The sequence below is a fragment of the Sinorhizobium numidicum genome (assembly GCF_029892045.1).
Classification (GTDB): Bacteria; Pseudomonadota; Alphaproteobacteria; order Rhizobiales; family Rhizobiaceae; genus Sinorhizobium; species Sinorhizobium numidicum.
Genome location: NZ_CP120367.1, coordinates 1,367,573 through 1,392,994 on the forward strand (window position 1 = coordinate 1,367,573; position 25,422 = coordinate 1,392,994).

At 59.9% G+C, this 25,422-nt stretch carries 21 protein-coding genes and 2 pseudogenes; 14 read left to right on the plus strand and 9 right to left on the minus strand.

Annotated features, from left to right (window positions below; genetic code table 11):
- Window positions 1-18: 18 nt before the first annotated feature.
- Window positions 19-128, plus strand: a pseudogene (locus tag PYH37_RS06520) (prolyl aminopeptidase); the annotation flags it as partial.
- 95 nt (window positions 129-223) lie between these two features.
- Here the strand turns inward: PYH37_RS06520 and PYH37_RS06525 are convergent.
- The gene (locus PYH37_RS06525; RefSeq protein ID WP_280730630.1) at window positions 224-427 is read right to left on the minus strand and encodes a hypothetical protein; all 204 of its coding nucleotides are present in this window, start codon (window positions 425-427) and stop codon (window positions 224-226) included.
- A 154-nt stretch (window positions 428-581) separates the two neighbouring features.
- On the opposite strand from PYH37_RS06525, the gene PYH37_RS06530 reads away from it, so the two are divergent.
- From PYH37_RS06530 to PYH37_RS06540, 3 genes are all read left to right on the plus strand, one after another.
- A complete protein-coding gene (locus PYH37_RS06530; RefSeq protein ID WP_280730631.1) occupies window positions 582-941 on the plus strand; it encodes a YciI family protein in 360 nt (119 codons plus the stop codon).
- Between the two features lie 10 nt (window positions 942-951).
- The gene (locus tag PYH37_RS06535) at window positions 952-1,311 is read left to right on the plus strand and encodes a YciI family protein (RefSeq protein ID WP_280730632.1); all 360 of its coding nucleotides are present in this window, start codon (window positions 952-954) and stop codon (window positions 1,309-1,311) included.
- Window positions 1,312-1,387: 76 nt separating this feature from the next.
- On the plus strand, window positions 1,388-2,629 hold the full coding sequence (locus tag PYH37_RS06540; protein WP_280730633.1) for an RNA polymerase sigma factor: 1,242 nt from the start codon (window positions 1,388-1,390) through the stop codon (window positions 2,627-2,629).
- A gap of 201 nt (window positions 2,630-2,830) precedes the next feature.
- Here PYH37_RS06540 and PYH37_RS06545 read toward each other — a convergent pair whose 3' ends face one another.
- The 3 genes from PYH37_RS06545 to PYH37_RS06555 form a co-directional block, all read right to left on the minus strand.
- A complete protein-coding gene (locus PYH37_RS06545; RefSeq protein WP_280730634.1) occupies window positions 2,831-4,177 on the minus strand; it encodes an SLC13 family permease in 1,347 nt (448 codons plus the stop codon).
- Window positions 4,178-4,272: 95 nt separating this feature from the next.
- Window positions 4,273-5,787 (minus strand): malonate--CoA ligase, encoded by a 1,515-nt coding sequence (locus PYH37_RS06550; protein ID WP_280730635.1) that lies wholly within the window; start codon window positions 5,785-5,787, stop codon window positions 4,273-4,275.
- Window positions 5,784-7,205: a malonyl-CoA decarboxylase gene (locus PYH37_RS06555; RefSeq protein ID WP_280730636.1), complete on the minus strand. Its 1,422-nt coding sequence runs from the start codon at window positions 7,203-7,205 to the stop codon at window positions 5,784-5,786. Before PYH37_RS06555 ends, PYH37_RS06550 begins: the two co-directional genes overlap by 4 nt.
- A gap of 172 nt (window positions 7,206-7,377) precedes the next feature.
- On the opposite strand from PYH37_RS06555, the gene PYH37_RS06560 reads away from it, so the two are divergent.
- On the plus strand, window positions 7,378-8,028 hold the full coding sequence (locus PYH37_RS06560) for a GntR family transcriptional regulator (RefSeq protein WP_280730637.1): 651 nt from the start codon (window positions 7,378-7,380) through the stop codon (window positions 8,026-8,028).
- Between the two features lie 553 nt (window positions 8,029-8,581).
- Here the strand turns inward: PYH37_RS06560 and PYH37_RS06565 are convergent.
- Window positions 8,582-8,941, minus strand: coding sequence for a CHRD domain-containing protein (locus tag PYH37_RS06565; protein WP_342394619.1), 360 nt, complete (start codon window positions 8,939-8,941; stop codon window positions 8,582-8,584).
- 379 nt (window positions 8,942-9,320) lie between these two features.
- Here PYH37_RS06565 and PYH37_RS06570 point away from each other — a divergent pair, with 379 nt between their 5' ends.
- Window positions 9,321-10,328 (plus strand): NAD-dependent epimerase/dehydratase family protein, encoded by a 1,008-nt coding sequence (locus PYH37_RS06570; RefSeq protein WP_280730639.1) that lies wholly within the window; start codon window positions 9,321-9,323, stop codon window positions 10,326-10,328.
- Window positions 10,329-10,391: 63 nt separating this feature from the next.
- On the opposite strand, the gene PYH37_RS06575 is transcribed toward PYH37_RS06570, so the two are convergent.
- Both PYH37_RS06575 and PYH37_RS06580 read right to left on the minus strand, forming a co-directional pair.
- Entirely contained in the window at window positions 10,392-12,206 is a 1,815-nt protein-coding gene (locus tag PYH37_RS06575) for a methyl-accepting chemotaxis protein (RefSeq protein ID WP_280730640.1), read from the minus strand.
- 505 nt (window positions 12,207-12,711) lie between these two features.
- Window positions 12,712-13,761 carry a class I SAM-dependent methyltransferase gene (locus PYH37_RS06580; RefSeq protein ID WP_280730641.1) on the minus strand — a complete coding sequence of 350 codons (1,050 nt, stop codon included), beginning with the start codon at window positions 13,759-13,761 and terminating at the stop codon, window positions 12,712-12,714.
- A gap of 129 nt (window positions 13,762-13,890) precedes the next feature.
- On the opposite strand from PYH37_RS06580, the gene PYH37_RS06585 reads away from it, so the two are divergent.
- Window positions 13,891-15,000, plus strand: a complete 1,110-nt coding sequence (locus tag PYH37_RS06585) for a GlxA family transcriptional regulator (protein ID WP_280730642.1) — start codon at window positions 13,891-13,893, stop codon at window positions 14,998-15,000.
- A 134-nt stretch (window positions 15,001-15,134) separates the two neighbouring features.
- On the opposite strand, the gene PYH37_RS06590 is transcribed toward PYH37_RS06585, so the two are convergent.
- Window positions 15,135-15,593: an Lrp/AsnC family transcriptional regulator gene (locus PYH37_RS06590; protein WP_280730643.1), complete on the minus strand. Its 459-nt coding sequence runs from the start codon at window positions 15,591-15,593 to the stop codon at window positions 15,135-15,137.
- Window positions 15,594-15,864: 271 nt separating this feature from the next.
- Between PYH37_RS06590 and PYH37_RS06595 the strand changes: the two genes are divergently transcribed.
- From PYH37_RS06595 to PYH37_RS06620, 6 genes are all read left to right on the plus strand, one after another.
- The gene (locus PYH37_RS06595) at window positions 15,865-16,503 is read left to right on the plus strand and encodes an AzlC family ABC transporter permease (protein ID WP_425336076.1); all 639 of its coding nucleotides are present in this window, start codon (window positions 15,865-15,867) and stop codon (window positions 16,501-16,503) included.
- Window positions 16,496-16,798 carry an AzlD family protein gene (locus PYH37_RS06600; protein WP_280730644.1) on the plus strand — a complete coding sequence of 101 codons (303 nt, stop codon included), beginning with the start codon at window positions 16,496-16,498 and terminating at the stop codon, window positions 16,796-16,798. The genes PYH37_RS06595 and PYH37_RS06600 overlap by 8 nt, the downstream gene beginning before the upstream one ends.
- A gap of 350 nt (window positions 16,799-17,148) precedes the next feature.
- Entirely contained in the window at window positions 17,149-18,927 is a 1,779-nt protein-coding gene (locus tag PYH37_RS06605; RefSeq protein ID WP_280732425.1) for an adenylate/guanylate cyclase domain-containing protein, read from the plus strand.
- Window positions 18,928-19,188: 261 nt separating this feature from the next.
- A complete protein-coding gene (locus PYH37_RS06610) occupies window positions 19,189-20,010 on the plus strand; it encodes a chromate resistance protein ChrB domain-containing protein (RefSeq protein WP_280730645.1) in 822 nt (273 codons plus the stop codon).
- 1 nt (window position 20,011) lies between these two features.
- Window positions 20,012-21,415: a chromate efflux transporter gene (gene chrA / locus PYH37_RS06615; RefSeq protein WP_280730646.1), complete on the plus strand. Its 1,404-nt coding sequence runs from the start codon at window positions 20,012-20,014 to the stop codon at window positions 21,413-21,415.
- 161 nt (window positions 21,416-21,576) lie between these two features.
- Window positions 21,577-22,773: an MFS transporter gene (locus PYH37_RS06620; protein ID WP_280730647.1), complete on the plus strand. Its 1,197-nt coding sequence runs from the start codon at window positions 21,577-21,579 to the stop codon at window positions 22,771-22,773.
- Window positions 22,774-22,940: 167 nt separating this feature from the next.
- Here the strand turns inward: PYH37_RS06620 and PYH37_RS06625 are convergent.
- Window positions 22,941-23,889, minus strand: a protein-coding gene (locus tag PYH37_RS06625; protein ID WP_280730648.1) for an IS630 family transposase whose coding sequence is annotated in 2 segments (ribosomal slippage) — window positions 22,941-23,552 and window positions 23,554-23,889 — 948 coding nt in all. Because the reading frame shifts where the segments join, the coding sequence is not laid out codon by codon here.
- 108 nt (window positions 23,890-23,997) lie between these two features.
- On the opposite strand from PYH37_RS06625, the pseudogene PYH37_RS06630 reads away from it, so the two are divergent.
- Window positions 23,998-25,018, plus strand: a pseudogene (locus tag PYH37_RS06630) (IS110 family RNA-guided transposase).
- Window positions 25,019-25,422: the final 404 nt, after the last annotated feature.

Sequence of the window (25,422 nt, forward strand, 5' to 3'; positions counted from 1 at the left end):
GCAGCTGCTTTTTCCTCCACTCTTCACAAAGGCTGGCCTGACGCTGATTTTCATCTGATAGAAGGCGCGGGCATGCCAGGACAGAGCCGGGCATCCTCGTTCGGTCAACAGATCGCTTGGCGGGGTAAAGATGGATAGACGAGTGCCGCATCGTCCTCGCGCGGCGCCACGCAGGTTACGGCAAGCTTTTCCAGTCGGCCGTGGCATCTACCTGGTGAGCCAACTAATCGACGATCGCAGTCTCAACGACTGCGGAATTCTCCGATCCGGCGATTTCAAGCGCGACGACAGTTGCAACCAAGACCGGGAGGAACGCACAGATTCGCAGGAGAACCCGATGGCTCTCGATATGATCCAAGTCTATCTTCCGTTTTTCGGTTCGGCGTACACCGATCTGACTTGCAAGAACGAGTTCAATAATAGTCATGGCCGTCACTCCTTTGATGCATTGACGGCCTCTGGTCGAACACGCGTATTAAAATTCGACATACGATCCTTGAACCGGAAATTTTTTCCCGTCCTGTCGAAATCTACCTAAGCTGCTCGTCAACAGGCTGTCGAAAAACAGGAGGACGCTCATCATGAAGTATCTCTGTCTGGTCTGGTGTGAGGAAGGGACGTTCGAAGCGTTGTCGAAGCAGGAAAGGGAAGAGCTCGACAGGGATTCCTTGAGCTACGACCAGGAACTCGTCAGAAGCGGGCATATGATTGCTGCGGAAGCGCTGCAATCGCCGGCGAACTCCGTGGTCGTGCGGGTGCGCCACTCCGAGATGTCTGTGACGGATGGCCCATTTGCCGAAGCCAAGGAACAGCTCGGCGGCTTCATCCTCATCGAGGCAAAGGACTTGAATGATGCGATCCGCGTCGCGGCGGGAATTCCGCTCGCCAAGCTCGGCAGCATAGAGGTGCGACCGATTTATAACTTCGGAAAAGAGGCTTAAGGAGAGAGCGATGAACTATCTCTGCCAATTCTGGTTTGAGACTTCGACAAGCGACGAACTGTCGGAGGAACAAAAGCAAAAGCTCACGGAAGACTGCAGGGCCTACGACGACGGTCTCACCGAAAGCGGCCATTTGATCCTTGCGCAGGCGCTTCGGCCGCCTGCAACCGCAAAGACAGTGCGCGTAAGTGACAGCAAAATTTCAGTGACCGACGGGCCTTTCGCCGAGATCAAGGAATACCTCGGCGGCATCATCCTCATCAAGGCCGAAGATATGGATGAGGCGCTTCGCATCGCGAGCCGTTCCCCGCTCGCCAGGTTCGCTGCTCTTGAGGTGCGTCCGGCATATTCCATAAAGGAGAAGCATTAGCGCTTCAGTCTCCGTCAAATCCGCGCGTCAGCCGACACGGGAACAGACGCTGACGAGGCGAAACGAAGGTGAACTCTTGCAGAAGCTGATCGAGGACATCTACCGCTCCCATTCACGCAAGGTGCTGGCGACGCTGATCCGCCTGCTCGGCGATTTCGACCGGGCGGAGGAGGCGCTGCATGACGCCTTTGCCGAAGCGACGCGAAAATGGCCAAGAGATGGAGTTCCAGAAAACCCATTTGCCTGGCTGGTGTCGACGGGGCGCTTCCGGGCCATCGACCATCTGCGAAGGCGGTCTCGCTTCGATGCCGCGCTAAAGGACATCGAGGACAGCCTTTATCCGGCGAGCGATCCGACGGAGGTCGGTGATATGAGTCTCATAGAAGATGATATGCTCCGGCTGATCTTCACCTGCTGTCATCCAATCATTCCGGCGGACGCGCAGCTCGCGATGTCTCTCAGAGAAATATGCGGGCTGACGACGGAAGAAATCGCTCATGCTTTCCTAACTCCCGCACCGACAGTCGCGCAAAGAATCGTCCGGGCAAAAAACCGTATCCGCTCGGCTGGCCTTCCTTATGAGGTTCCGGGCAAAGCCGATCTCCCAGATCGCCTCCAGCGGGTCTTGCATGTGATTTATCTGGTTTTCAACGAGGGCTACTCGGCCTCCTCGGGTGCGGAAATTGTCAGGACGGATTTGACGACGGAGGCTATCCGCCTTTGCCGGACGCTCTTGGCCCTGCTCCCGGAGCCTGAAGTTTCGGGACTGCTTGCCCTGATGCTGTTGCAGGATTCACGGCGCGCGGCGAGACGGAGTCCCTCGGGCGAGATAGTCCTGCTTGCCGATCAGGACCGCTCCCTCTGGAGCGGTGAAATGATAAGCGAAGGGATAGCCCTAATTGAAGCCGCGACCGTTGACGGAACGGCTGGATACTATGCCTTGCAAGCAGCAATCGCGGCCGAACATGCCCGCGCACGAACGGCTGAGGAAACCGACTGGCGCCGAATCGCGGGATTTTACGATTTGCTTCTGATTGCCCACCCCTCTTCCATTGTCGAACTGAACAGGGCTGTCGCTGTTGCGATGTGCGATGGACCGGCGGCAGGCCTGGCGATCGTCGATGCCATCCTAGCTAAGGGTGAACTGACGAGCTATCATCTCGCCTATGCGGCCCGCGCCGATTTCCTTCGCCAGCTCAAGCGTTTCCCGGATGCGCGGCGGGCGTATGAAAGCGCACTTAGGCTATGCCGCCAAGAACCGGAGAAGGCCTTCATTCGCAAGAGGTTGTCCGAGCTCCCGATCGAAGTCCAGCCTTGATGCCGGCGGCGAATCTTTTCAGCACTGTCGAAGACGCCATCTGGGCCGAGAACTACGCTCTCGGCCCACGTCGTTTTCGGGCGGTCGGCAACTCTGCAGCGCCGTGCGTCTTTTCAGACGCACAAAGGTCGCTGTAGCACTTTGAATTGCTGCAGGTTTTATCCTTAAAATCGGTTCCGACTAAGGATACATGCAGTAGTGTCAGACCAGCCCGGGCACTACGAACACCGACCAGGCAACGACCGGCCCGATAATGGCGATCAATGCGCTGTAGACCAGCAACTGCCGCAGCACTTTCTCACGCTGGTCGTCCGGTGCATTGGCGACGACGAGGGCGCCGTTCGTTGAAAACGGGCTGGTGTCGACGATCGTCGTCGAGATCGCGATCGCGGCAACGACACCGATGGCGCTGATGTGCCCTTGCAGGAGGAACGGCACTGCCAGGGGGATGATCGCGCCGAGCAGCGCGGTCGAGGACGCAAAGGCCGAAACAATGGCGCCCGTGAAGCAAAGCAACAGCGCCACCACAAGCGGCATCCCTAGGCTGGATATGCCGCTTGCCACATAGTCGACCGTGCCGGCTTTCTCCATGACACTGACATAGGTGATGATGCCGGCGATCAGCAGCACCGTCGACCAGCTCACTTTATCGATCGCCGCCTTCTGGGTCTTCGGCGACAGGAGTGCGAGTGCGACCGCAACCGTGATCGCGACCAGGCCGACATTGAACTTGAAAACCAGAGCGCCAATGCCGAGCGCCGTCAAGCCGATCAAGGTGGTTATCCTATCCGTGGTCAGGCGCAATTTGGCAGCGCTATCGTCCGCCGTACCATAGCTGTGCTGCCTGATCGGTTTGGCCGGCGTGCCGCCATGGCCCCTAATCGATGCCGATACGCCGTCGGGATGCAGTTCGGGTAAGGGCCCGGACACTGTCGATTTCTGTTTCGTGACCCGCGCACCGCCGAAGACGAAGAATACCAGTACGGCGATCGCCAAGTTGAAGAAGAAACTGGAAAGGAACAGCGATGTCGGAGCGAAAGGTAGGCCGGCCTTGGCGACGATCTGGTTGGTGATGCCACCATAGACGCTGATCGGCGAGAATCCGCCGGCCTGCGCGCCATGGATGACCATCAGGCCCATCATTGCCGGGTGAATGCGGTATTGCACGGCAAAGCTCAACGCGACGGGCGCGAGGATCGCTACCGCCGCTGGCCCAAGTGCACCGAAACCAGTGATGACGGCAGCGACGAGGAACATCACCCATGGAATCCAGGCGACATGCCCACGCACCAGCCGCACAGCGCATTCGACGAGCCAGTCGATGGTACCGTTGATCTGCGCTATGGCGAAGAGGTACGTGACGGCAACCAGTGTGAGAAAAAGGTCGCTCGGGAAGCCGGCGAAGATGTCGTTGGCTTTCATCCCGATGATCAGCGAGCCAAGCAGGAACGTGCAGCCAAACGCGAGCGCTCCCATGTTGATCGGTTGGATCGTCGCAATGACGAACATGCCGATCAATAGCAGTATGGATAATACTTCGATACCCATGATTCCCCTCCCTGCGACGCCTCCCGCGTCGGCAGCTTTCGTTTTCAAGATTGATGATGTCGGCGCGCCTTCCTCCCAGAGGGCGCGCCGGCGGATCACGTCCTCGCGTAAAGGTCGGCGTATTTTTGCCGCAGAACGTTCTTCTGGACCTTGCCCATGGTGTTGCGTGGCAAGTCCTCGGCGAAGATGATGCGCTTGGGCTGCTTGTAGCGTGCGAGCCGTTCTTGGAGCGCGCGAAGGATGGCCTTTTCATCCAAGGCCGCGTCGGGCTTGCGCACGACGATGGCGGTTACGCCCTCTCCGAAATCGGGATGCGGAACACCGATTACAGCGCTCTCGGCGACGCCGTCGAGTTGGTCGATCTCGCCTTCGACCTCCTTTGGATAGATGTTGTATCCACCCGAAATCACCAGGTCCTTGCTGCGGCCAACAATGTGGACATAGCCGTCCTTGTCGATCTTGCCGAGATCACCGCTGATGAAGAAACCATCGGAGGTGAATTCCGCGGCGGTCTTTTCCGGCATGCGCCAATAGCCCTTGAAGACATTCGGTCCTTTGACCTCGATCATGCCGGTTTCATCCGGCGGCAACACTGCGCCTGTGGCAGGATCAGTTACTCGCACCGTCACGCCGGGAAGTGGAAAGCCTACCGTCCCGGCGATCCGCGGTCCGGCATAGGGATTCGAGGTGTTCATGTTGGTTTCGGTCATGCCGTAGCGCTCGAGTATCGCGTGGCCGGTGCGATCCTTGAATTCGGTATGGGTTTCGGCCAGCAGCGGCGCTGAACCCGAAATGAAGAGGCGCATGTTCGCGACCGCTTGCCTGTCGAGGCGCGGGCTCTGCAGGAGGCGGACGTAAAAGGTCGGGACGCCCATCAGGAGGGTCGCGTGCCGCATCAGGGACAGGACCTCATCCGGGTCGAACTTCGGCAGCAGAAACATCGAGGCCCCGGCGAGCAGAGTCACGTTGGTGGCGACGAACAGCCCATGGGTGTGGAAAATGGGCAATGCATGGATCAACCGGTCCGCAGCCGCAACGCGCCAGTAATCGCGCAATGTCGTGGCATTTGAAAGCAGGTTACCGTGGGTCAGCATCGCCCCCTTGGAGCGCCCCGTCGTTCCGGAGGTATAGAGGATTGCTGCCAGGTCATCGGCCGAGCGCGAGGCATCCACAAAGTCGGCCGCCTCGTCCCTTGCAAGATCGAGCAGCGAGCCCGTACCGTCAGTGTCCAGCGTTTCGACGATCGCGCCATGGGCTTTCGCGATTTTCTCGACACCTTCCCGAGCAGGCGAGGAAACGACAAACAACCGCGGCTCAGCGTCGCCGACAAAATAGTCGAGTTCAGCCAGGGTATAGGCCGTGTTCAGGGGCAGGTAGACCGCGCCGCTGCGAATGCAGGCGAGATAGAGGATCAAGGCCTCGGCGCTCTTGTCGACTTGTACCGCAACCCGGTCGCCAGGCCGAATGCCAAGTGTATCCATCGCACTGGCAAGACGGCTCGAAAGGTCCAGCGCGTCTTGGTACGTCCAAATACGGCCGCCACTGGCCCGGATAAAAGGCGCATCGCCGGGAGCGGCGGCCCGTATGGCGTCAAAAAGATGGTTGCTCACTTTCGCCTTCCTCCAATCCTTGAGCTCACGATTTGCGCAAATGGTCGGGAATTTTGCTGACCATTGCCTCGGCGGCTTTCCCCGTCCTGGCTGAGCAAACTCTTGACGGCCGGCGATGCTGCTACTTCGCTGCGCTGTGCCAGGGCTTCGTGGTTGGCCACAATGTCCTCGAGCTTGTAGAGGTAGTTAACCATCAGGCCGTGTGCCTGCTGCATCGCCTTGGGCGAGCGGTCGCCGAGAAAATTCAATCTTTCCAGTCGAGCGCCGTTGCCGAGATGGAAACGGGCGACCGGATCGAGGGGGCGGCCTTCCGGCGTGCGTTCGACGAGGAAATAGCGCACTGCGAGTGGCAGCAACACGCGCGCCACTTCACTTGCCCTCCTCTCATCGGCGGCCCATGTCGGATCATCCAGCAGCATCAGTACGCTGTGGGCGCCATCCGATAGAGGCGGTTCGGCTGCTGAGGCGCGCGCCTTGGCGAGCCAACGGGCAAAGCCCGGAACGGGCGACAGCGTGACAAAATTCTTAAGTCCGGGCAGATCTCTGCGCAGGTCTTCGACGACCTGCTTGATCAGAAAGTTGCCGAACGAGATTCCGCGCAGGCCGTCCTGGCAGTTGGAGATCGAATAGAAGACGGCGGTCGTCGCCTCGTCAGCATTGATCTGCTCTCGGCCTTCGTCGAGCACATCTTTGATGGCGTTCGGCACGGATCGCGTGAGCGCCACTTCGACGAAGACAAGCGGTTCGTCGGCCAGTCGGGGATGGAAAAAGGCAAAGCAGCGACGGTCGGCCGGCGCCAGGCGACGGCGCAACTCCTCCCAGCCGGCGATCTCGTGCACGGCCTCGTATTTGATGATCTTTTCCAGGATGTGAGCCGGTGTCGACCAGTCGATCGGTCGGAGCGTCAGGAAGCCGCGATTGAACCAGGAGCCGAACAGGTGCGTGAAGTCGGTGTCCACGGCGCGAAATTCATCCGATTGCTCTTTGGAAGCAAGAAGCTGCTGACGCATCCGGACGAGCTTGGCCGTGCCATTCGGCGCCAGATTCATTCGGCGCAGAAGCTCCTGCCGCCGAGGCTCCGCCGTCTGATGGAGAGCAATGATCGCCGCAGAGCTTCTGTCGTTGCGGTAATTTTCGATCGCCTCGTCGAGCTTCGCCGTGTCAGGCCCGAACCTTTCGTAGAGCATATGCAGGAATTGCTGCACATCGTCGTTCTCGAGTGCGCTCCAGCGATCGAGTATCTCGGCCGCAATGGCCATTCCGGATGCTTCGCCCCGGCTCGACAGCAGCATCTCGCAGAGGGCCTCGAGATCGATTTCGGCTGCGTCTTCCCCGGTGCGCGAGCCGGCAAGCAAGAGCTTGCGTCCTCGGTCCGTGATGCTCTGCAGCATGTCTGCGAAAAAAGAGGTCTCAGGCATGCCCATTCTCCTCCCTGCTGCATGGCGGACCAGCGCTATGTTGCGCTGTCCGGAGTGGCCGCTGCTTCCCATTATCGGGTTTCGCCGTTAGTATGTAAGTTGTCACAATACGTACACGACGTCAACCTTCGTGTATACAAGAATGGCGTTCATGTATGAAGAAAGTGAACTAATGTCCGAAAATGTAGGCCGATGGCTTCGGGATGAGATCGAAGATGCAATACTTTCCGGCGAGTTTGCCCCAGGCGAGCGGCTGGACGAGACGGTGCTTGCCAACCGCTTCGGAGTGTCGCGAACACCGGTTCGCGAAGCGTTGATGCAGCTCAACGCTATCGGCCTGATAGAAATCCGCCCGCGCAGAGGCGCCGTCGTGATCGATCCAGGGCCGCACCGCGTCTACGAAATGTTCGAGGTCATGGCGGAACTGGAGGGGCTCGCCGGATCTCTCGCCGCCCGCCGGTTGGATGAGGACGCGCGCGAAGCGATCGCGGCGGCCCACAAGCGCTGCGAGCTTTCAGCCAAGGCTGGAAACAGTGATGCCTATTACTACGACAACGAGGAATTCCATAAGGCCATCTATACTGCGAGCCGGAGCGCCTTTCTGCAGGAGCAGTGCATTCAATTGCATCGGCGCCTGCGCCCTTACCGGCGGCTTCAACTGCGCGTGCGCAATCGCCTGTCAACGTCGTTCTCCGAGCACTGTGCCATCGTCGACGCCATCTTTGCCGGGGACGGGGACGAGGCCCGCCGCCTGTTGCGGGCGCATGTCGGCATACAGGGCGAGAGGTTCAGCGATCTGGTCGCGAGCATGGCGACGAAATAGGCTTCGCGGGTAGCCAGAACACGCACGACCCAAGCACCGCTTCCGCCGCTGCATCCTCTTCCTGCGCTGAAGGTCAGCGATAGTTGTTTATCTCATCGGACTTTTGGTTCGCCATCTCCCCATGAAGGCTTCAGCAAGGTATGCTCTTGGTCGGCGGCGCCGTTGAGCAACCAAACTGATTTGAGGCCGCAATGGAAGACCGGGAGATTGATCGTCGGGCGAAGAAGCTGTGGATGCTAGAAAACCCCGGCCGACCATGGGAACCACTCGCGCGCCGATCCGAACCGGGGCAAGACCTTTCCACAGCGGCCACCGAAGAGGATCGCGAACGCTACCGTCAGCGCGTTCGCAATGGTGAGTAAGTATCCCTATTTCACGCCGAGGTGCCAGGTGCCGCAGGCCGGGACAAAGCGGTTCGCGATCTGCTGACCGCACACGATGACGACGGGCGCGCGCCCGGTTGTCCGGTCTGGATGTCGTCACTCACGACACCGTCCCGAGCTGTCTCCCGAAGTTCGGCACAGGCCAGAGAACGTGACAGCCTACCACAGCTCTATTGTGCTTTTTCCACTTGCCCGCGGATCTCTCCGTCCGGGAACTTCTCCGTGTGGATGTTGAGATACCACCTTCCAGCTTGCAAGTCCGCCAGGTGCTGATCGGTGATGTCGGCAGATCCGGAAGCTATGGCGCCCGAGATATCGACCACCGGGTCGGCATTCTCGCCCGCCGCCGCCGGCCCATGAAAATGCGCGGCAGTGGGGTTCCCAGAAAGACCGCTAGCGTTCACCGTCCATGTCAGCTTCTTGGTTTCGGTGTCGACTGCAACGTCGCCCGTTCCAGTGCCGGCGCTGTCGGCAGGCGGCACCTCACTCGATCCCCTCAGGTCGGCCCTGAATTTCAATGTTTCGGCCAAGACGGGACTCGTCGCCAAGATGGCAGCTATGGCGAGTCCGGTCAGGAGAGAATTCTTGCGGCTAGATCTCATCACGCATCCTCCCAATAGGCACGTGTATTGCAGGCGTCTCCTCAACTCTTCAGGATGGCTTCGGGTTCCGAAGCTGCCTACGGCTGAACCGGCATAGGCTCGCCAGCCATGCTGAATCCACAGGGCGCAAAACCAATATGTCTTGGCGTCGATCGTAAGGACACTACAGCCCCGTGCATCTTTTCAGACGCACAAAGGTCGCTGTAGCACTTTAGAATTGCTGTATGTCTTTATTCTCAAATCGGTTCCGATTTAAGAAAACATGCAGTAGGTCTTACGCGTTCGGCAACAGGCAGGAGGGCGCATCGTGAGGTCACTCGTCTTGGGCGGCACAGGGTTTCTTGGCGGCGCTATCGTCGATGCTGCAGCCGATGCAGGTCACGTTGTCACCATCCTTTCGCGCGGAGAAACGAAGCGGCACCTGCCTGCCGGGACACGCGTGCTGCAGGGTGACAGACATGGTCCTTTGGATGTGCTGGAGAACGAGCGCTTCGACTTCATCTTCGACACCTGCGCCTTTGCACCCGACGCCGTTAAAGGCCTGCTGCGCGCCGCGGGACCGGACATCCGGCGATATGTTTTTGTCTCATCGATTTCCGCCTATGGCGATTTCTCGACGCCGGGGCTTTCTGAAACCGAACCGGTCGCCACGGCAGATGAGGCTGATCTCGAAGTCGCGCGGAATGTCGCGCCCGGCAGCCGTGCCGACGCAATCGCCTATGGGCCCTCCTATGGGCCTCTCAAACGCGCATGTGAAATCGCGGCGCAGCAGATGCTGGGCGAGAAGGCGATCCTGCTGCGATCGGGGTTGTTGGTCGGGGCAGGTGACTACACCGACCGCCTAACATGGTGGATGCGCCGCATCGACGAGGGCGGGAGGATACCGGCGCCTGCGCCGCGAGAACGCGCTATTCAGTTGATCGACGCGCGCGACGCCGCTGAATTTGCTGTTCACGCTGCGGTATCGGAGCTTTCAGGCGTCTACAACGTGACCGGGCGGCCGATGCCGTTGTCTGCGCTTCTGGAGGAAGCGATCCGCGTTTCAGGATCGGATGCGGAACTGGTCTGGGTGGACGAGCGGAAGCTTGCGGAAGCGGGCATTCAGGCGTGGTCGGAATTGCCGTTGATGGTACCTGCAATGCCGTCCTTCCGCTACTTTATGCAGGTCGACACGGAAAAAGCACATCGGAATGGACTTTGCCATCGCCCTCTCCCCGATACGCTCGAGCGGCTCTTGCGCTGGGACCGGTTAAATCGGGAGCGCCCCTTGAAATGTGGTCTTTCCCGAGAAAAAGAGCTTGCTGCCTTGAGTTGACGTCGCTGCAGAGCAGGCAAAAGATCGTGATCTGGCGCTGTCACAGGAGCGTTACTGCAATCATCACGCGGCCTTCCTTGCGACGACTTGATCTCGCTTTGTCACCTGGAACTGCCCTGCGACTCGATCGAGGTCCTGCACCTCGTCGCTGAGTGCTCGGCAGGCGGCGTTGGTCTGTTCGACCATCGCGGCATTCTGCTGGGTCATCTGGTCCATCCGGTGAAGCGCTGCGTTGATCTCCGAGAGGCCGGCCGATTGTTCGTCGGCGGCGGTGACGATGGTGCCGATCAAGCCCGTAACTTGCAGTACGTGCCCCTCTATCCCGGCCAATGCTTCACCGGTCCGATTGACGAGTTGCACGCCGCCGGCGACTTCGCGCGCCGATGTCTCGATCAGAGTCTTGATCTCCTTGGCCGCTTTGGCAGAGCGGCCTGCCAATTCGCGCACCTCCTGGGCGACGACAGCGAAGCCCTTGCCCGCCTCTCCCGCACGCGCGGCCTCGACACCGGCATTGAGTGCCAGAAGATTGGTCTGAAAGGCGATCTCATCGATGACGTTGATGATCTGGCGGATTTGCGTCGATGACCCGGCGATACGCTCCATGGCGACGACGGCGTCGCGCACGACGGTCGCCGATTTCTCAGCTCCATCCTTCGCCGCCGCCATGACGAGGCCCGCTTCCCGAGCGCGCTCCGAGGAATTGCGCACCGCCACGGTTATCTCGTCGAAAGCGGATGCCGTCTGCTCCAGCGAAGCGGCTTGCTGCTCCGTCCGCTTCGCCAGATCGTCGGTTGCGACGGCGATTTCCGAAGAATTTGTACGCAGCCTCGTGGTGGTGTGCAAGACGCTGGAAATGGTCTCGGCAAGGCGTTCGATACTGCCGTTGAATTCGCTCCTCAACTCGTCATATTCCTGGGCGAAGGTCTCGGCGATCCGGATGGAGAGATCGCCGGTCGACAGGCGTTCCAGCCCCCGGGTGAGGTGTTCGATGACCTGCTGCCGGCTTTCCTCCTCGGCTGCTTTCTGTCGTCCGAGAACCGCCTCCTGCTCGTCCCGCTGGCGTCGCTCCTCGTCCGCCCGTTGGCGTGCATTGCGGCGCTCGATCGCCGCTTCCCGGAAAATCGCGACGGACTTGGCAACCGCGCCGATCTCGTCCGAACGCTCGGCATAGGGCACGTTTCCGCTGTAGTCGCCATCGGCCAGCCTCTGCATGTAGGACGACATCTCGGCGAGCGGTTGCACCGCGTGACGACTGAAGAACCAAAGACCGGACAGCAGAAGACAAACGGAAATGGCCGAACTCGCAATCGCTGCCGCTGAAAGCGTGTCCGTGTCCGAAGCGGCGCTGGCCTCTTGCTCCTTGAGAAAGGAATCCGCCATGGCCACCAGCTCATTTACGGCAGTCTCATGGTGATGGAAACTTGCTTTCAGCTCCGCCATCGCATGCCCGGCGGAGATCGGATCGCCGTTGCGGAACGGCGCGAGAAACTTGTTCTCCATTACCCGCCAGTAGAGATCTGCCTTGGCGAGCACATCGTTCTCCAGCTTCGCCATCAATGGTTCCGGAGCGGTCGACGATTGCCAATAGGCGCGCCGGTCATCATAGGCGGATTTCAACGTAGCGATCTTGTCGAGGTTTGCTTTCGCGAATTCGGGACTCGAGACCGCCTCCATCGCCAGCATATAGGATTCGACTGTGTATAGCGGTGGCGGCAGGATATCGGCGATCAGGTCCTTGCCATAGACAACTTGGGTATAGACAGGTCCGTTTACACGCAACTTGTTGAACGCATATGTCTTGATCCCGATCGAGATCATCAAGCCTGCGGTGACGATCGCCCCGAAGATCATCAGACCACGCGCAATATTCAGTTTCATGAAACCTCTCCACTTATACGGTCGAGCCGCATCGGAAGAGCTTGCCGAACTGCCTGTCATTTTTACAGGGACACGGTTCCACGATGCGGCATGGGAGATGCCGGACGTACCGGCGCGGAACGTTCCGCATCATGCACCAAGTCCGCCACCTAAGCGGGCGGGATCGGCAACGTTCTCGTATAAAGAGGCTAATTATAGTATAATTCTTACTTCGTCATTAAAGACCTGTATGACGCTGATGCTTATCATGGGAGATCCGCAACCGATCACAAGGGATACATTGCCGTCCGCCTTCGCACACCTTGCACTCTGGCGCGGCTCCGATCGCCGCTTGTAAGTAGCTGATCGACTTGCCTGGCATCGGGCGGAACAGCCTCGATAAACCTGGTGGTCGCGAACTCTCTTGGGGCAATCACAGGCCGAAAGCGGGCCGATACCTCGGTTCCCTTGTGGTCTGCCCTGAGAGAGCCGCCCGCTCTTCCAGAAAATTCATCCTCGCCTTTTTTCAAGGCCTTGCTTCTAGGACCATGTTGAAGGGCGTGTCAGCGGCGCGGCGAAAGCGCGAGAACCCACCGCGACCGACGACATCAGCAAGGCGCTTCTCGCCGGCCTGCGCGCCCAGCGCCGCACCGACTTCCTGCCCCAACGACGCCGGAACGCACACGCTTGTCGAGAACGCATAGTAGATGCGCCCGACCGGGTTGAGGTTCTCCTCCAGGCTGTCGCCGGCTCTCGGTTCGACGAGCATCAGAGTGCCGTCCGGCTTCAACGTCTCTCTCACATGCGCTACAGCGCCAACGGGATCGCCCATATCATGCAGCGCATCGAATATTGTGACGAGGTCATAGTCTGATCCCGCAAAGTCCTGCGCGCGTGCAGTCTCGAAGCGGACGTTGGCGAGGCCCTTCGCGTGCTCCCTTGCGTGGACGATCGAGGCCTCGTGGAAGTCGATGCCGACAAATTCCGATTTCGGGAATGCCTCTGCCATAATGATGGTCGATGCTCCGTGGCCGCAGCCAACATCGGCGATCTTAGCGCCGCGCTCCAGCTTCTCGACGATGCCGTCCAGCGCCGGCAGCCATTCGGTGACGAGATGGGCCTTGTAGCCCGGGCGGAAAAACCGCTCCGTGCCGCAGAAGAGGCAATTGCAATGCTCGCCCCAGCCGACGCCCCTGCCGGTCTTGAAGGCCTCCGTAAGTTTCGGCTCGTCGGCAAAGACGGCGGCGAGCGAATAGAACCCTCCCGCCATATAGACTGGACTCTCTTCATCGGCGAACACGGCCGCCTGCTCGGGCGAGAGGGCGAATCTTCCCGAGCGCTCGTCATACGTCACAAACCCGGAGGCGGCCTGGGACGAGAGCCACTCGCGCAGGTAGCGCTCGTGGGTACCCGTTTTCTCGGCAAGCTCGCCCGGGGTCAGCGGTTCGCTACTGGCCAAGGTGCGATAGAGCCCGAGCTTGTCTCCGATCAGCACAAGCGCGGCATTCGCGGCCGCGCCGAGCTCATTCACCATCATCCCGAGCAGCGGTTCGAGTTTTGTCATGTCCAGGTTCATGGTTCGGCTCCCTCCACGTGTGTTTTACAATACCCCTCACTGATGGAGATCTACATAAAACTGGCGTCGCAGCCGCGTGAGAGGCAGAATGGCCGGCAGCGAGCCAGTTGAGCCAATCGGGTCCGGCCAATGAGCAGAAAACGCGTTCACGTGAGCCTGGTGGTGTTCCCTGAATGTGACCCGTCGATTATCTACGGGGTGTTCGACACATTGTGGGCCGCCGGCAGGCTCTGGAATTCCATAAAGGGCTTGCCCGGCGAGCCGCTATTCGAGCCGCGCCTTGTCAGTGCGGAGCCTGGTCCGCTGGAACTCGTCACTGGCGTCAGCATTATCCCGCAGGACACGATCGCCGAGGTAACGCACACCGATATCGTATTCGTGCCCAATGTCATGGTCGAAACGGCCGAAAGCCTGCGCGCACTGGATCGGCGCCTGCTGGAGTGGATCAGGCGCATGCATGCATGTGGTGCCCAGCTCTATGCGGCATGCGGCGGCTCGCTGGTCCTCGCGGAGGCCGGCCTGCTCGATGGACAGCAGGCCACCACGCACTGGAGCTACGTACCCCTGTTCCGCCGCCAATACCCCAATGTAGCCCTCTACGCGGATCGCATCCTCGTGCAGACCGGGCCTGGCCACAGCATGATCTGCTCGGGCGGAGCCTCATCCTGGCAGGATCTCACGCTCCTGCTCATCGCCAAATATGGCGGTACGGAGGAGGCCATCAGGATCTCCAAGCTGTTCCTTTATCAATGGCACCGCGATGGCCAGCTACCCTATGCTTCCATGATTGCGAACGTTGATCATCGCGACGGTGTCATTCTGCGTTGCCAGACATGGCTTGCCCAGAACTATGAACGGCCGGACATTGTCGCCGAGCTGGTGCGCCGATCGGGTCTCCCCAAGCGCACTTTCGACAGGCGTTTCAGGGCCGCAACTGGCTATTCTCCGCTGGCCTATGTCCAGGCGCTGCGCATTGAGGAGGCCAAGCAGTTGCTGGAGACCAGTTCCGCGCCCGTTGAAGCCGTTGGACGCGAGGTTGGATATGAGGATTCGGCCTCGTTCCGCCGACTGTTTCGCCGGTTGGCGGGAATGGCACCGGGCGACTACCGCCGGAAGTTCCACGTGCCGAGCCTAGTCGAAAGAGCCGAATCGGAGCGAGGGCCTAAACCGCTACGGCGTGACGAAGACGTGCCTGTGCAGAGCGCTCCGGGAACCACCAACACAGGCTCGGCCTTCTGACGGCAATGCCAGGTTTCATGGTGATGCGCGCCTTGTCCAGTTGAGGCTAAGACTGAGGCCGGCAAACCGACCAAAACGGAAGTTCTTCTGATTCGACGTATTCTCGCTTTTCGCCCAAAGCATGCGTGAGGAACTTAGATCGGCACTTCCCACGACTGTTTGATTTTCTGCATTGGGATTTCCGACTTGATGTTCCGGACACCCTTGATGCGCCCGAGATGCTGGACCTGAAACCGCCTGTATCCTTCGAGATCCTGGGCCACCACTCTCAACAGGAAGTCACAGTCACCGGCCATAAGGTGACACTCAACGACTTGAGGAAGCCTTTTGATTGCCTCCACAAACGGGATCACCGTCTCTTGGTCCTGGCTGGTAAGCCATACGCGGGCATAGACGGTGAAACCCATTTCGAGCTTCGCCGCATCAAGAATGGCGAGATACTTTTGAATGATACCCGCCTCCTCCAGCATCTTGACCCGCCGCAGGCACGGTGAAGGAGAAAGCCCCACTCGGGCCGCCAATTCCGTGTTCTGAATCTTCCCGTCTTGCTGGAGGACGCGGAGGATCGCGCGATCTATCGAGTCGAGCTTCATTGGCACCGAATGTTACGTTTGAGCCTAATATTGATGTCAGATGCCAAAGTATCGGGAAAACGAGCCGAATAAGCAACCAAATCGCGCGTGATCTGGCCTATTTATGCGGCCTTCGAGCAAGCATTGGCTTTGCTGTTCGGGCGAAGCGACGGCGTCGCACCAAGCAACGGATGAGGTTTCTACAGGTGAGTGAGTGTGATTGAACAAGCGACAACCTCCGGGCGACGAGGCGTGGGGAGGGATGGCGTGGCCTAAGGGATTCAATTCCGTGATGGTTGGCTTCGTGCCGTTTGCGCTGGTGCTGGGCGCTCAGGCTGCCGAGAGAGGCTTCAGTATTGTCGAGGTTCCTCTGATGACCGGGCTGAATTTCGGTGGTGGGTCAGAGTTTGCCGCGGTCGAACTCTGGACGTCACCGCCGCACGTTCTTCTGATTGTGGCGATCACATTTCTCGTCAATAGCCGACACCTGCTGATGGGGGCGGCACTCGCGCCGTTCATCCGCCACCTGCCGAAAAGGAAGGCGTTGGTTACGTTGTTCTTTATGTGCGACGAGAGCTGGGCGATGGGGCTGGCGGACGCGAAGAAGTCGGCGACGGTGCTGAGCCTCGGCTACTTTTTTGGCGTCGCCCTGGGTCTCTACTCGACGTGGGTCATCTTCACCACAGTGGGTGCATTTGTAGGTCCCTTCCTCGGAGATGTGACCCGCTATGGCTTTGATATGGCGTTTCCAGCCGTTTTTCTGGTGATGCTGGCTGGGATGTGGAAGGGGGCGGTCGCTGCCCGTCCGTGGCTAGTCAGCCTAATCATCGCCGGGACAACCTACGTTCTCTTTCCTGGTGCCTGGTACGTTCCCGCTGGAGCAGTGTCCGGCGTTCTGTCAGCATTTTTCTGCGCACGCTCCGATGCTTGATCCAATGTACATCCTGGCCATCGTCCTGATGGCGAGCGTCACCTACATGACCCGCATCTGCGGATATCTGTTCTTGCGCAACCGAGCCCTGAGTCCGCGTCTGAGCACTGTCATGGAAAGCGCTCCAGGTTGCGTTCTCATAACGGTGATTGCCCCCGACTTCGTCACAGGGCGCCCGGCGGATCTCCTGGCGCTGGCCATTACCCTGTTGGCGGCAACGCGGCTGTCGGTGCTTCCGACCGTTGTAGTCGCCATAACTTCAGCGGGGCTATTGAGAAACATGTTCGGCGGCTAAACGCGCTTCAACGCATGGAGCTTTTGGCAGAGCAGCACCTGGGTTCGGCCTGCACCTGCCAGAGTGGCGGTTACCCGCCTGCATTAACCCCAAATCAAGGATCCGTCGATTTGGGCGAGTCAAACTATCGCACTTCTTGCGCCAAGGCCCGGGCCTCCCATAGCCGAGGTTTGACCTTCGACCTGCGCCACGTTCTGGAATGAGTCGCTAATTTAGATGGTCGATTTCCATGCAGTGCGGTAGAATCGATTGAGATTAGGGGGCCGGATGCCGCGCAAGTGCGTACCGAACTCGGCTCGATCTGGCGCTTCTCGAGGAAAACACTTCTATTTGTTTTATTGGCAAATGAAATGGAACAGAGACTAGCCGCAGTCCTGGCAGCCGACATGGCAGGCTACAGCCGGCTGATGGAGACCGACGAAGCAGGCACGCTCGCCCGCCTGAGAACCCACCGAATAGAACTGATCGACCCAGCGATTGCGAAGAACAAGGGCCGGATCATCAAGACGACGGGTGACGGCATGCTCGTCGAGTTCCAGAGCGTGACTGATGCGGTGAAGTGCGCCGTGGAGATCCAGCAGCGGATGAAGCGGCGCAATTCGGACGTGCCTCAGGATCGGCGGATCGAATTCAGAATTGGCATCAACCTTGGCGATATTATTTTTGACGACGAGGATATTTTTGGTGACGGTGTGAACATTGCTTCTCGGATCGAGCAGTTGGCCGACGTCGGAGGCGTCTGCATCACCGCCGCGGTGGCGACACAAATTGCCGACCGTCTCGAAGTCGCCATCGAGGATTTGGGAGAGAAGACGCTCAAGAATATAAGCCGTCCTGTTCATCTCTTTCGTATCGGGCTCGAGGGGTCTGCCCTGCCCTCTCAGCCAGATGACATAGATACGAAGCGATCTGTCGCGAAACCTTCGATCGTGGTCCTGCCATTCATCAACATGAGCGGCGACCCCGATCAGGAATTTTTCGCGGACGGTCTGACCGAAGACATCCTTACCGAACTATCCCGTCGTCACGAGCTGTTCGTCATCTCGCGCAACTCCAGCTTCGTCTACAAGAACCGGGCCGTCAACGCGCGCGAAGTCGCGGAAAAGCTTGGGGCTCAATACCTGGTGGAGGGAAGCGTCCGCAAGAGCGGCGACAGGGTGCGCGTAACGGTCCAGCTCATCGATGCAGCCAACGACGCTCATATTTGGGCAGACAAATACGATCGGAAGCTGGACGACATATTCGCGATCCAGGACGAAGTGACGGCGGCGATAGCAGCCACTCTTCCCGGGCGCGTCGAGGCGGCCCAGCGCGACCAGCTTGCACGGACGAAACCGGCGAACATGGCCGCATATGAGTGTGCGCTCACCGCCAAGGTGCTGCACCACAGAGGTACTGTGGCGGACAATGAGCAGGCGCAGCTTCTGATAGACAGGGCGGTGGCGCTCGACCCCGGTTATGCCCATGCCCATGCATGGCGGGCATGCATTCTCGGCCAGGCCTGGGTCCATGGCTGGTGCGAAGACAAGGACGCGGTTTGGGCCGAAATCGTTGCTGAGCTGGACCAGGCGCTGGCGCTCGACGACAACGATGCCGACGTGCATCGGATCCTCGCCGCGGTCAACGTGAACAACAATGCCCTCACCACGGCGCGTTATCACCAGGAACGTGCCTTGTCCCTCAACCCCAACTACGATCTTGTGGTGGTTCAGCAAGGCGAGTTGTTGACGTGGCTGGGGCGGCCCGAGGAGGGAATCGAATGGATCCGCAAGGCAATGCGGCTCAATCCTCATCATCCGGAGCGGTTTTGGAGCCATCTCGGAAAGGCCCATTTCTCCGCGCGTCAGTATGGCGAGGCAATCGAAGCATTCATGCACCTGTCGGTCATGGATTACGTCCAGCACGCGTTCGTGGCCGCATGCTACGGCTGGCTTGGTGACGAGATTGCCGCCGCGGCGCATCTGGAGAAGGTTCGAGCGCTCGCCCCCCAATTCGACATAGAGTCACTTCTCGCAACGATGCACTACGCTCAGGAATCCGATGTCCAACACCTCCGTGAAGGTCTCATCAGAGCGGGAAAGAGCGGGGTCGGCGTGGCACCGACCACAAATGATGTAACAGCTCAGTAAAAAACCGGTCATGCGAGCCCAGCGCTCACTTACCGGCTGACCGAACCACGTTCGGCTCGTCGGCCAGTGTATCGAGTGGAGTACCTCGCCCTCCTCATTCTGGGTCGCGATGCGAAAGAGTCTGCTTCGTGGAGACCCGCAGCAGGCTCTTGACAGGGCCGGTCAAACAGCGGAAAACATCGTGCATGGGGTCGCGATCACCCCACGAGGCGACAGCCGAAGCATCGCGTCCAAATCAACCGTTGAAACGGAGGACGCGTCATGCCGTCACTACTTGAAATATCCCCCGACAAACTTAACCGCCTTATCGGCACTCCGAATTGCCCAGCTCTCATTGATGTCCGAGTCGACGAGGACTTCGACGCCGATCCGCGGCTGATCCCCGGCTCACTCCGGCGCGATTATCGCGAGGTGCAGCAATGGATCGAAGACCTATACGGCCAGTCCGCGGTCGTCATATGCCATCGCGGCAAGAAGCTTAGCTACGGTGTCGCCGCCTGGCTCCGCCACGCCGGCATTTCAGCCGACGTGCTCGAGGGTGGCTTCGAAGCCTGGGTCGAGGCCGGACATCCGGTTGTGCCTGCCGCCATCTTGCCCGAGCGGGATGAGCAGGGCCGCACAGTCTGGGTGACACGGTCGCGGCCGAAGATCGACCGCATCGCCTGCCCTTGGCTGATCCGCCGCTTCGTCGATCCGCAGGCGGTCTTCTTGTTCGTAGCGCCATCCGAGGTCGAAACGGTCGCTGAGCGCTTCCGCGCAACGGCTTTCGATATCGATGCCCCCATCCGGTGGAGTCATCGCGGCGAGCTTTGCACATTTGACGTCATGGTCGAGGAATTTGGGCTCAAAACGGGACCGCTGCTGCGGCTCGCTACGATCGTGCGAGGAGCGGATACCGCCCGCCTGGACCTCACCCCCGAGGCGCCCGGACTGCTGGCGGCGTCGCTCGGCCTTTCGCGCATGTATGCGGACGATAACGAACAACTCGAGGCTGGGCTGCTTCTCTATGATGCTTTCTACCGTTGGTGCCGGGACGCCACCGACGAAACGCATAACTGGCCCTCGCCGAAAAAAGGAACATGATGTGACCGAGGCTGCACAGAACACCGCCACCAGAGGTCTGGAGCGGCAATCATACGGCCACGGCATTTCCTTTGGCGAGGCAGTCGGAGTCTGGGCCAGGATTGCGGCTCTGAGCTTCGGCGGTCCCGCCGGACAGATCGCGGTCATGCACCGCATCCTCGTCGACGAGAAGCGCTGGATCGGCGAGCATCGGTTCCTGCACGCCCTCAATTACTGCATGCTCCTGCCCGGCCCCGAAGCGCAGCAGCTCGCGGTCTACATTGGCTGGCTCCTGCACAGAACTGCCGGCGGGCTTGTCGCCGGCACTCTGTTCGTTCTTCCAGGATTCCTTGCGATCCTTGGACTGAGCTATATCTACGCCGCCTTCGGCAATGTCACGGTCGTCGAAGGGCTGTTCTTCGGCCTGAAGGCGGCCGTGCTGGCGGTCGTCGTGCATGCCGTCTTCCGGATCGGCGGCAGGGCGCTCAAGAACCGCCTGATGATCGGCATCGCCGCAGCCGCGTTCATTGCCATCTTCTTCTTCCGGGTCCCGTTCCCGCTGATCATCCTGGCGGCCGGCATCATCGGTTATGTCGGCGGCCGCTCCGGCTCGCCGCTCTTCCGGATCGGCGGCGGCCACAAGGCGGGGTCCGGCCCAGTTCTGAAGGACGAAGATTCGTTGCTCGGCGAGGAGATCCCGGCGCATGCGCGGCCCAATCTGGCATGGTCGCTTCGGGTCTCGGCGATTTTCTTTGCACTTTGGCTGGTGCCGCTTGGTTTGCTCCTGGCTTTCCTCGGGCCGGATAACATCTTCACCCAGATCGGGCTGTTCTTCAGCCAGATGGCAGTCGTGACCTTCGGCGGAGCCTACGCGGTTCTCGCCTATGTCGCGCAGGAAGCGGTCCAGCATTATGGCTGGCTGAAACCCGGAGAGATGCTCGACGGGCTCGGCATGGCCGAGACGACGCCCGGACCGCTGATCATGGTCGTTCAGTTCGTCGGCTTCATGGGAGCCTACCGGGACCCAGGTACCCTTCACCCGATGACGGCGGCGACGCTTGCCGCGGTTCTGACGACCTGGGTCACCTTCGTTCCCTGCTTCCTTTGGATCTTCCTCGGGGCACCGTTCATCGAAAGACTGCGGAGCAATGGCGCGCTGACCGGCGCCATGTCAGCGATCACCGCTGCCGTCGTCGGGGTCATTCTTAATCTGGCGGTCTGGTTTGGCCTGCACACGCTGTTTTCGGAGGTCGTCACGTGGAACCTAGCAGGGCTCATCCTAGAGGTTCCTGTCGCGACCTCACTTGTCCTGCCGTCGCTGGTACTGACGATTGCGGCTGCGCTGGCGATCTTCCGATTCCATGCGTCGGTAATCGCGACACTTCTAGCCTGCGCGCTGGCGGGTCTGCTCTATGCATTATTGTGACGTTCCGACCGGTTGTTCCGTAGACGGCGGGTGAATAAGACGCCGAGTGGCTGCGGGAAAGGGTCTCTCTCTGGGAGCTCAGCAAAGGGATCAGGAGCGCCTCCGACACCATCTTTCAATGCCGGCGCCGTGGCTGGCGATTGACGATCGAGACCTGACCAGTGCAGCGGATTCAACCGGCGAATTTTCTCTTTTCGGCGCGTGCGTTGCGCGATTTCGGCGACGGGTTTGTTGCCGTGCTATTGCCGATCTATCTGCTCGCGCTTGGATTTACTCCCCTGCAGGTCGGCGTCATTGCGACCGCGTCGCTCCTCGGTTCCGCGCTGCTGACCATAGCCGTCGGCTTCCTCGGTGCCCAGCACGACCACCGTCAACTCTTGCTCGCCGCCGCCAGTTTGATGATCGCGACCGGCGTGGCCTTTGCTGTCGTCCACGATTACGCGCTGCTCCTGGTCATCGCGTTCGCCGGCACCATCAACCCTTCGGCCGGCAGCGTCAGCGTTTTCGTGCCATTGGAGCACGCCGTGCTCACCCGTGAAGTGACCGACGCGGAACGAACCAGGATGTTCGCGCGCTACAGCCTCGTGGGCGCGCTCGCAGCGGCAACAGGGGCACTCGCCGCGGCAACACCGGACCTTTTGACCGCTGTTGGCGTGGACCGACTTGCCGGCATCAAGGCTATGTTCATCCTTTACGCGCTTCTGGGCCTCCTCGGTGGCTTTCTCTACACGCGCATCCCGCAGCATCGGCCGGCACCGGACCCCGGCACAGCGCCCGCGCTTGGGCCCTCGCGCCATATTGTTTTCAAGCTTGCGGCCCTCTTCAGTCTCGACGCCTTCGCCGGGGGCTTCGTCGTGCAGTCACTGCTCGCCTTGTGGCTTTTCGAGCGATTCGACCTCTCGCTCTCGGAGGCAGGCGTTTTCTTCTTCTGGGCGGGCGTGCTCTCGACGTTCTCGTTCCCGGTAGCCGCTTGGCTATCCCGGCACATCGGGCTTATCAATACGATGGTATTCACGCATATTCCGTCCAGCATCGCCTTGATGCTGGCGGCTCTCGCCCCCACCCTGCCCGTGGTGCTGATCCTGCTGCTGATTCGCGCCGCCCTCTCGCAGATGGACGTGCCGACGCGGTCGTCCTACGTGATGGCAGTTGTTACGGAGGCGGAGCGGGCGGCCGCCGCGAGCTTCACATCGGTACCGCGCAGCCTCGCCGCCGCAGCGAGTCCTGCCCTGGCGGGCGTTCTTTTTGCTGCCTCGTTTCGGGCATGGCCGCTCCTCGTCTGCGGTGCGCTGAAGATCGTCTACGATCTGCTGTTATTGACACAGTTCCGGCATCTCAAGCCGCCGGAGGAACGCTGAGGCGGCCCCAGCCCGTCTTGCCATTTTATTGGATCCAGCAATTGATATGCTTGATGGATGTCAGCGAAGGCTTGCGCAAGGGAGCGGGGTTGTGGGCAGCGTTTGCGATGCCGTCGATCTGGACCAACTCGAAGTCCCGGTACGCCATGCAGCAGCACTAGAGCGTTTCATGTTTTGACGGAAGCGTAGCCTGCGTTGGCCAGATAGTTTGAGCATTCGTGTGGTTCGATTGTCTGGACGAGCGCTCCGATGTGTCGCCAGGCGTCTTCGACGGTTCGCTTCTGGGCCTGCCGCATCCAGTGCTTGATCTTGGAGAAAGCCTGCTCGATCGGATTGAGATCCGGCGAATAGGGCGGCAGGAACCAGAGCCGTGCACCGGCCGCCTTTATGATCTGCCGGATAGCTGCCGATTTGTGGCTGCCGAGATTGTCCATGATGACGATATCGCCGGGTTTGAGCGCGGGCACGAGCTGTTGCTCGACATAGGCGCGGAAACACTGGCCGTTGATCGGTCCGTCGAAGACACAGGGAGCAGTCAGCCGATCGCTGCGCAAGGCACCGAGGAAGGTCAGCGTCCGCCAGTGGCCGTGCGGAGCAAAGGCACGCAGGCGCTTGCCCTTTGGTCCCCAGCCTCGAAGCGGCGTCATGTTGGTCTTGATCCAGGTCTCGTCGATAAACACCAGCCGCTCAGGATCGAGATTGCGCTGAAAGGTCTTCCATCGCTCCCGCCTGCGAGCGATGTCGGCGCGGGCTTGCTCAAGGACGAACAGGGTTTTTTTTGAAGCGCAGTCCCTCGCGCCGGATGAATTCCCAGATCGTATTGTGGGAGACCGTGACGCCGCGTCTTGCCAGTTCATCCTTCAAGCCATGCAGCGTCAGATGCGGGTTCTGATTGAGCCGCTCGGCAATGAAAGCGCGATGCGGTTCCAGAATACGCTTGCGATGCCCGCCCATCTTGCCCGGTGCGCCAGAACCGGTCGCACGATAGCGCTGCGACCATTTCACCACGGACGAGACGGCAACTCCGAAGCGCGCCGCCACCACACGGCTGGTCTCGCCGCTCAAAACCGCTGCCAAAACGCGGTCGCGAAGGTCGTTCGATAAGGGTCGCGTCATCCAATGCTGGCCTCCTTCCAGCCAGCATCTTGATGATGTGGACGCCCCCGCACCGGCTGCGGCTATGATGCCGGCCTGTCATCCGAAGCAGCAAGAGGAGCATTCACGATGAAGATCACGATCATGGGATTGGACCTGGCCAAGAGCGTGTTTCAGGCGCATGGCATCGACGAGACAGGCAACACCGTGCTCGTGAAGCGGTTGCATCGGAAGCAGATGCTGCCCTTCTTCTCAAAGCTACCATCATGCCTGATCGGGATGGAGGCGTGCGGAACAGCGCATCATTGGGCTCGCACGCTCGCGGCGATGGGGCACGAGGTCCGGCTCATCCCGCCGTCCTATGTGAAGGCCTATGTCAAGCGTGGCAAGAGCGACGCGCTGGATGCCGAAGCAATCTGCGAAGCCGTGCAGCGCCCGACGATGCGGTTCGTGCCTGTGAAGACGGTGGAGCAGCAGGGCATTCTCATGACCCACCGCGCGCGAGCGCTGCTCGTTCGCCAGCGCACCATGGTCGCAAATGCGCTGCGGGCGCATTTGGCAGAATTCGGCCTTGTCGCCAATCCCGGCATTGCCAATCTGGCCAAGCTGGCGCAGCAAGCGCTGTCCGATGAGGACGGCCTACCTTCTTATGCACGCACTTCGCTGGATATTCTGATCCGGCAGATCATGGTGTTTACCGATGAGATTGCGGTGCTGGATCAGCAACTTCACGCTTGGCATGTCGACAGCGAAGCCAGTCGTAGGCTCGCAGCGATCCCCGGCCTCGGCGTAGTCACGGCCACGGCTGTTGCTGCCACCGTCACCGATCCCGATCAATTCCGTTCAGGTCGGCAATTTGCCGCTTGGCTCGGCCTGACGCCGCAACAGCATTCGACAGGGGGCAAAACCCAGCTCGGTGGCATCTCCAAGCAAGGAGACCGATATTTGCGCCGATTGCTGGTTGTCGGTGCTACCGCCGTCATCCGTCACACGAAGGACAAGGCAACACCCATGGCGAATTGGATCAGAAAGCTCTTGGAGAAAAAGCCGTTCAGGCTCGTCTCCGTCGCGCTCGCCAACAACCCCGCGGATCGCATGGGTCGTACTGACCCGAAAGGAAGCTTATAGGGCTCATGAGCTGACGGCCTGAGTTCGATCCCAGACAACCCGAATTGGTAACGGCAGTCGATGATGTGTAACGATCGAGCCAATGGTGAGGCCAACCCGTCTGATTCAATGCGCTTCAAAAGCGCGCCAGCTTGATCAGGGACCTCACCGGCGGATTTCCATCAGCGCCAGCGGTCAAACTCTACGCCGCACAAACAGGCCGGACATATGAAAGCAACCGATCAAACCATCCCCGACAAAAGGCCCTTGCCATAGGGGCGTCCACATATGAATCACAACAACGACGATTCGGGAATCGGCAACGATTCAATCAAACACGGAAACGCTCTAGGGGCTTTCTTTGCACTGGCGGGGATCAAGTTTTAACCAGTCAGACGCATCCATCGCCATGAAATGCGATCGTACTCGTCGCAAATTCCCCAGAAG

Bases quoted from the DNA above. Each gene is read 5' to 3' on its own strand.
- PYH37_RS06535 (WP_280730632.1), top strand. From the start codon at position 952: ATGAACTATCTCTGCCAATTCTGGTTTGAGACTTCGACAAGCGACGAA.
- PYH37_RS06555 (WP_280730636.1), bottom strand. From the start codon at position 7,205: ATGCCTGAGACCTCTTTTTTCGCAGACATGCTGCAGAGCATCACGGAC.
- PYH37_RS06530 (WP_280730631.1), top strand. From the start codon at position 582: ATGAAGTATCTCTGTCTGGTCTGGTGTGAGGAAGGGACGTTCGAAGCG.
- PYH37_RS06595 (WP_425336076.1), top strand. From the start codon at position 15,865: ATGGTTGGCTTCGTGCCGTTTGCGCTGGTGCTGGGCGCTCAGGCTGCC.
- PYH37_RS06575 (WP_280730640.1), bottom strand. From the start codon at position 12,206: ATGAAACTGAATATTGCGCGTGGTCTGATGATCTTCGGGGCGATCGTC.
- PYH37_RS06610 (WP_280730645.1), top strand. From the start codon at position 19,189: ATGCCGTCACTACTTGAAATATCCCCCGACAAACTTAACCGCCTTATC.
- PYH37_RS06585 (WP_280730642.1), top strand. From the start codon at position 13,891: ATGAGCAGAAAACGCGTTCACGTGAGCCTGGTGGTGTTCCCTGAATGT.
- PYH37_RS06600 (WP_280730644.1), top strand. From the start codon at position 16,496: ATGCTTGATCCAATGTACATCCTGGCCATCGTCCTGATGGCGAGCGTC.
- PYH37_RS06590 (WP_280730643.1), bottom strand. From the start codon at position 15,593: ATGAAGCTCGACTCGATAGATCGCGCGATCCTCCGCGTCCTCCAGCAA.
- PYH37_RS06560 (WP_280730637.1), top strand. From the start codon at position 7,378: ATGTCCGAAAATGTAGGCCGATGGCTTCGGGATGAGATCGAAGATGCA.
- PYH37_RS06605 (WP_280732425.1), top strand. From the start codon at position 17,149: ATGGAACAGAGACTAGCCGCAGTCCTGGCAGCCGACATGGCAGGCTAC.
- PYH37_RS06525 (WP_280730630.1), bottom strand. From the start codon at position 427: ATGACTATTATTGAACTCGTTCTTGCAAGTCAGATCGGTGTACGCCGA.
- PYH37_RS06545 (WP_280730634.1), bottom strand. From the start codon at position 4,177: ATGGGTATCGAAGTATTATCCATACTGCTATTGATCGGCATGTTCGTC.
- PYH37_RS06580 (WP_280730641.1), bottom strand. From the start codon at position 13,761: ATGAACCTGGACATGACAAAACTCGAACCGCTGCTCGGGATGATGGTG.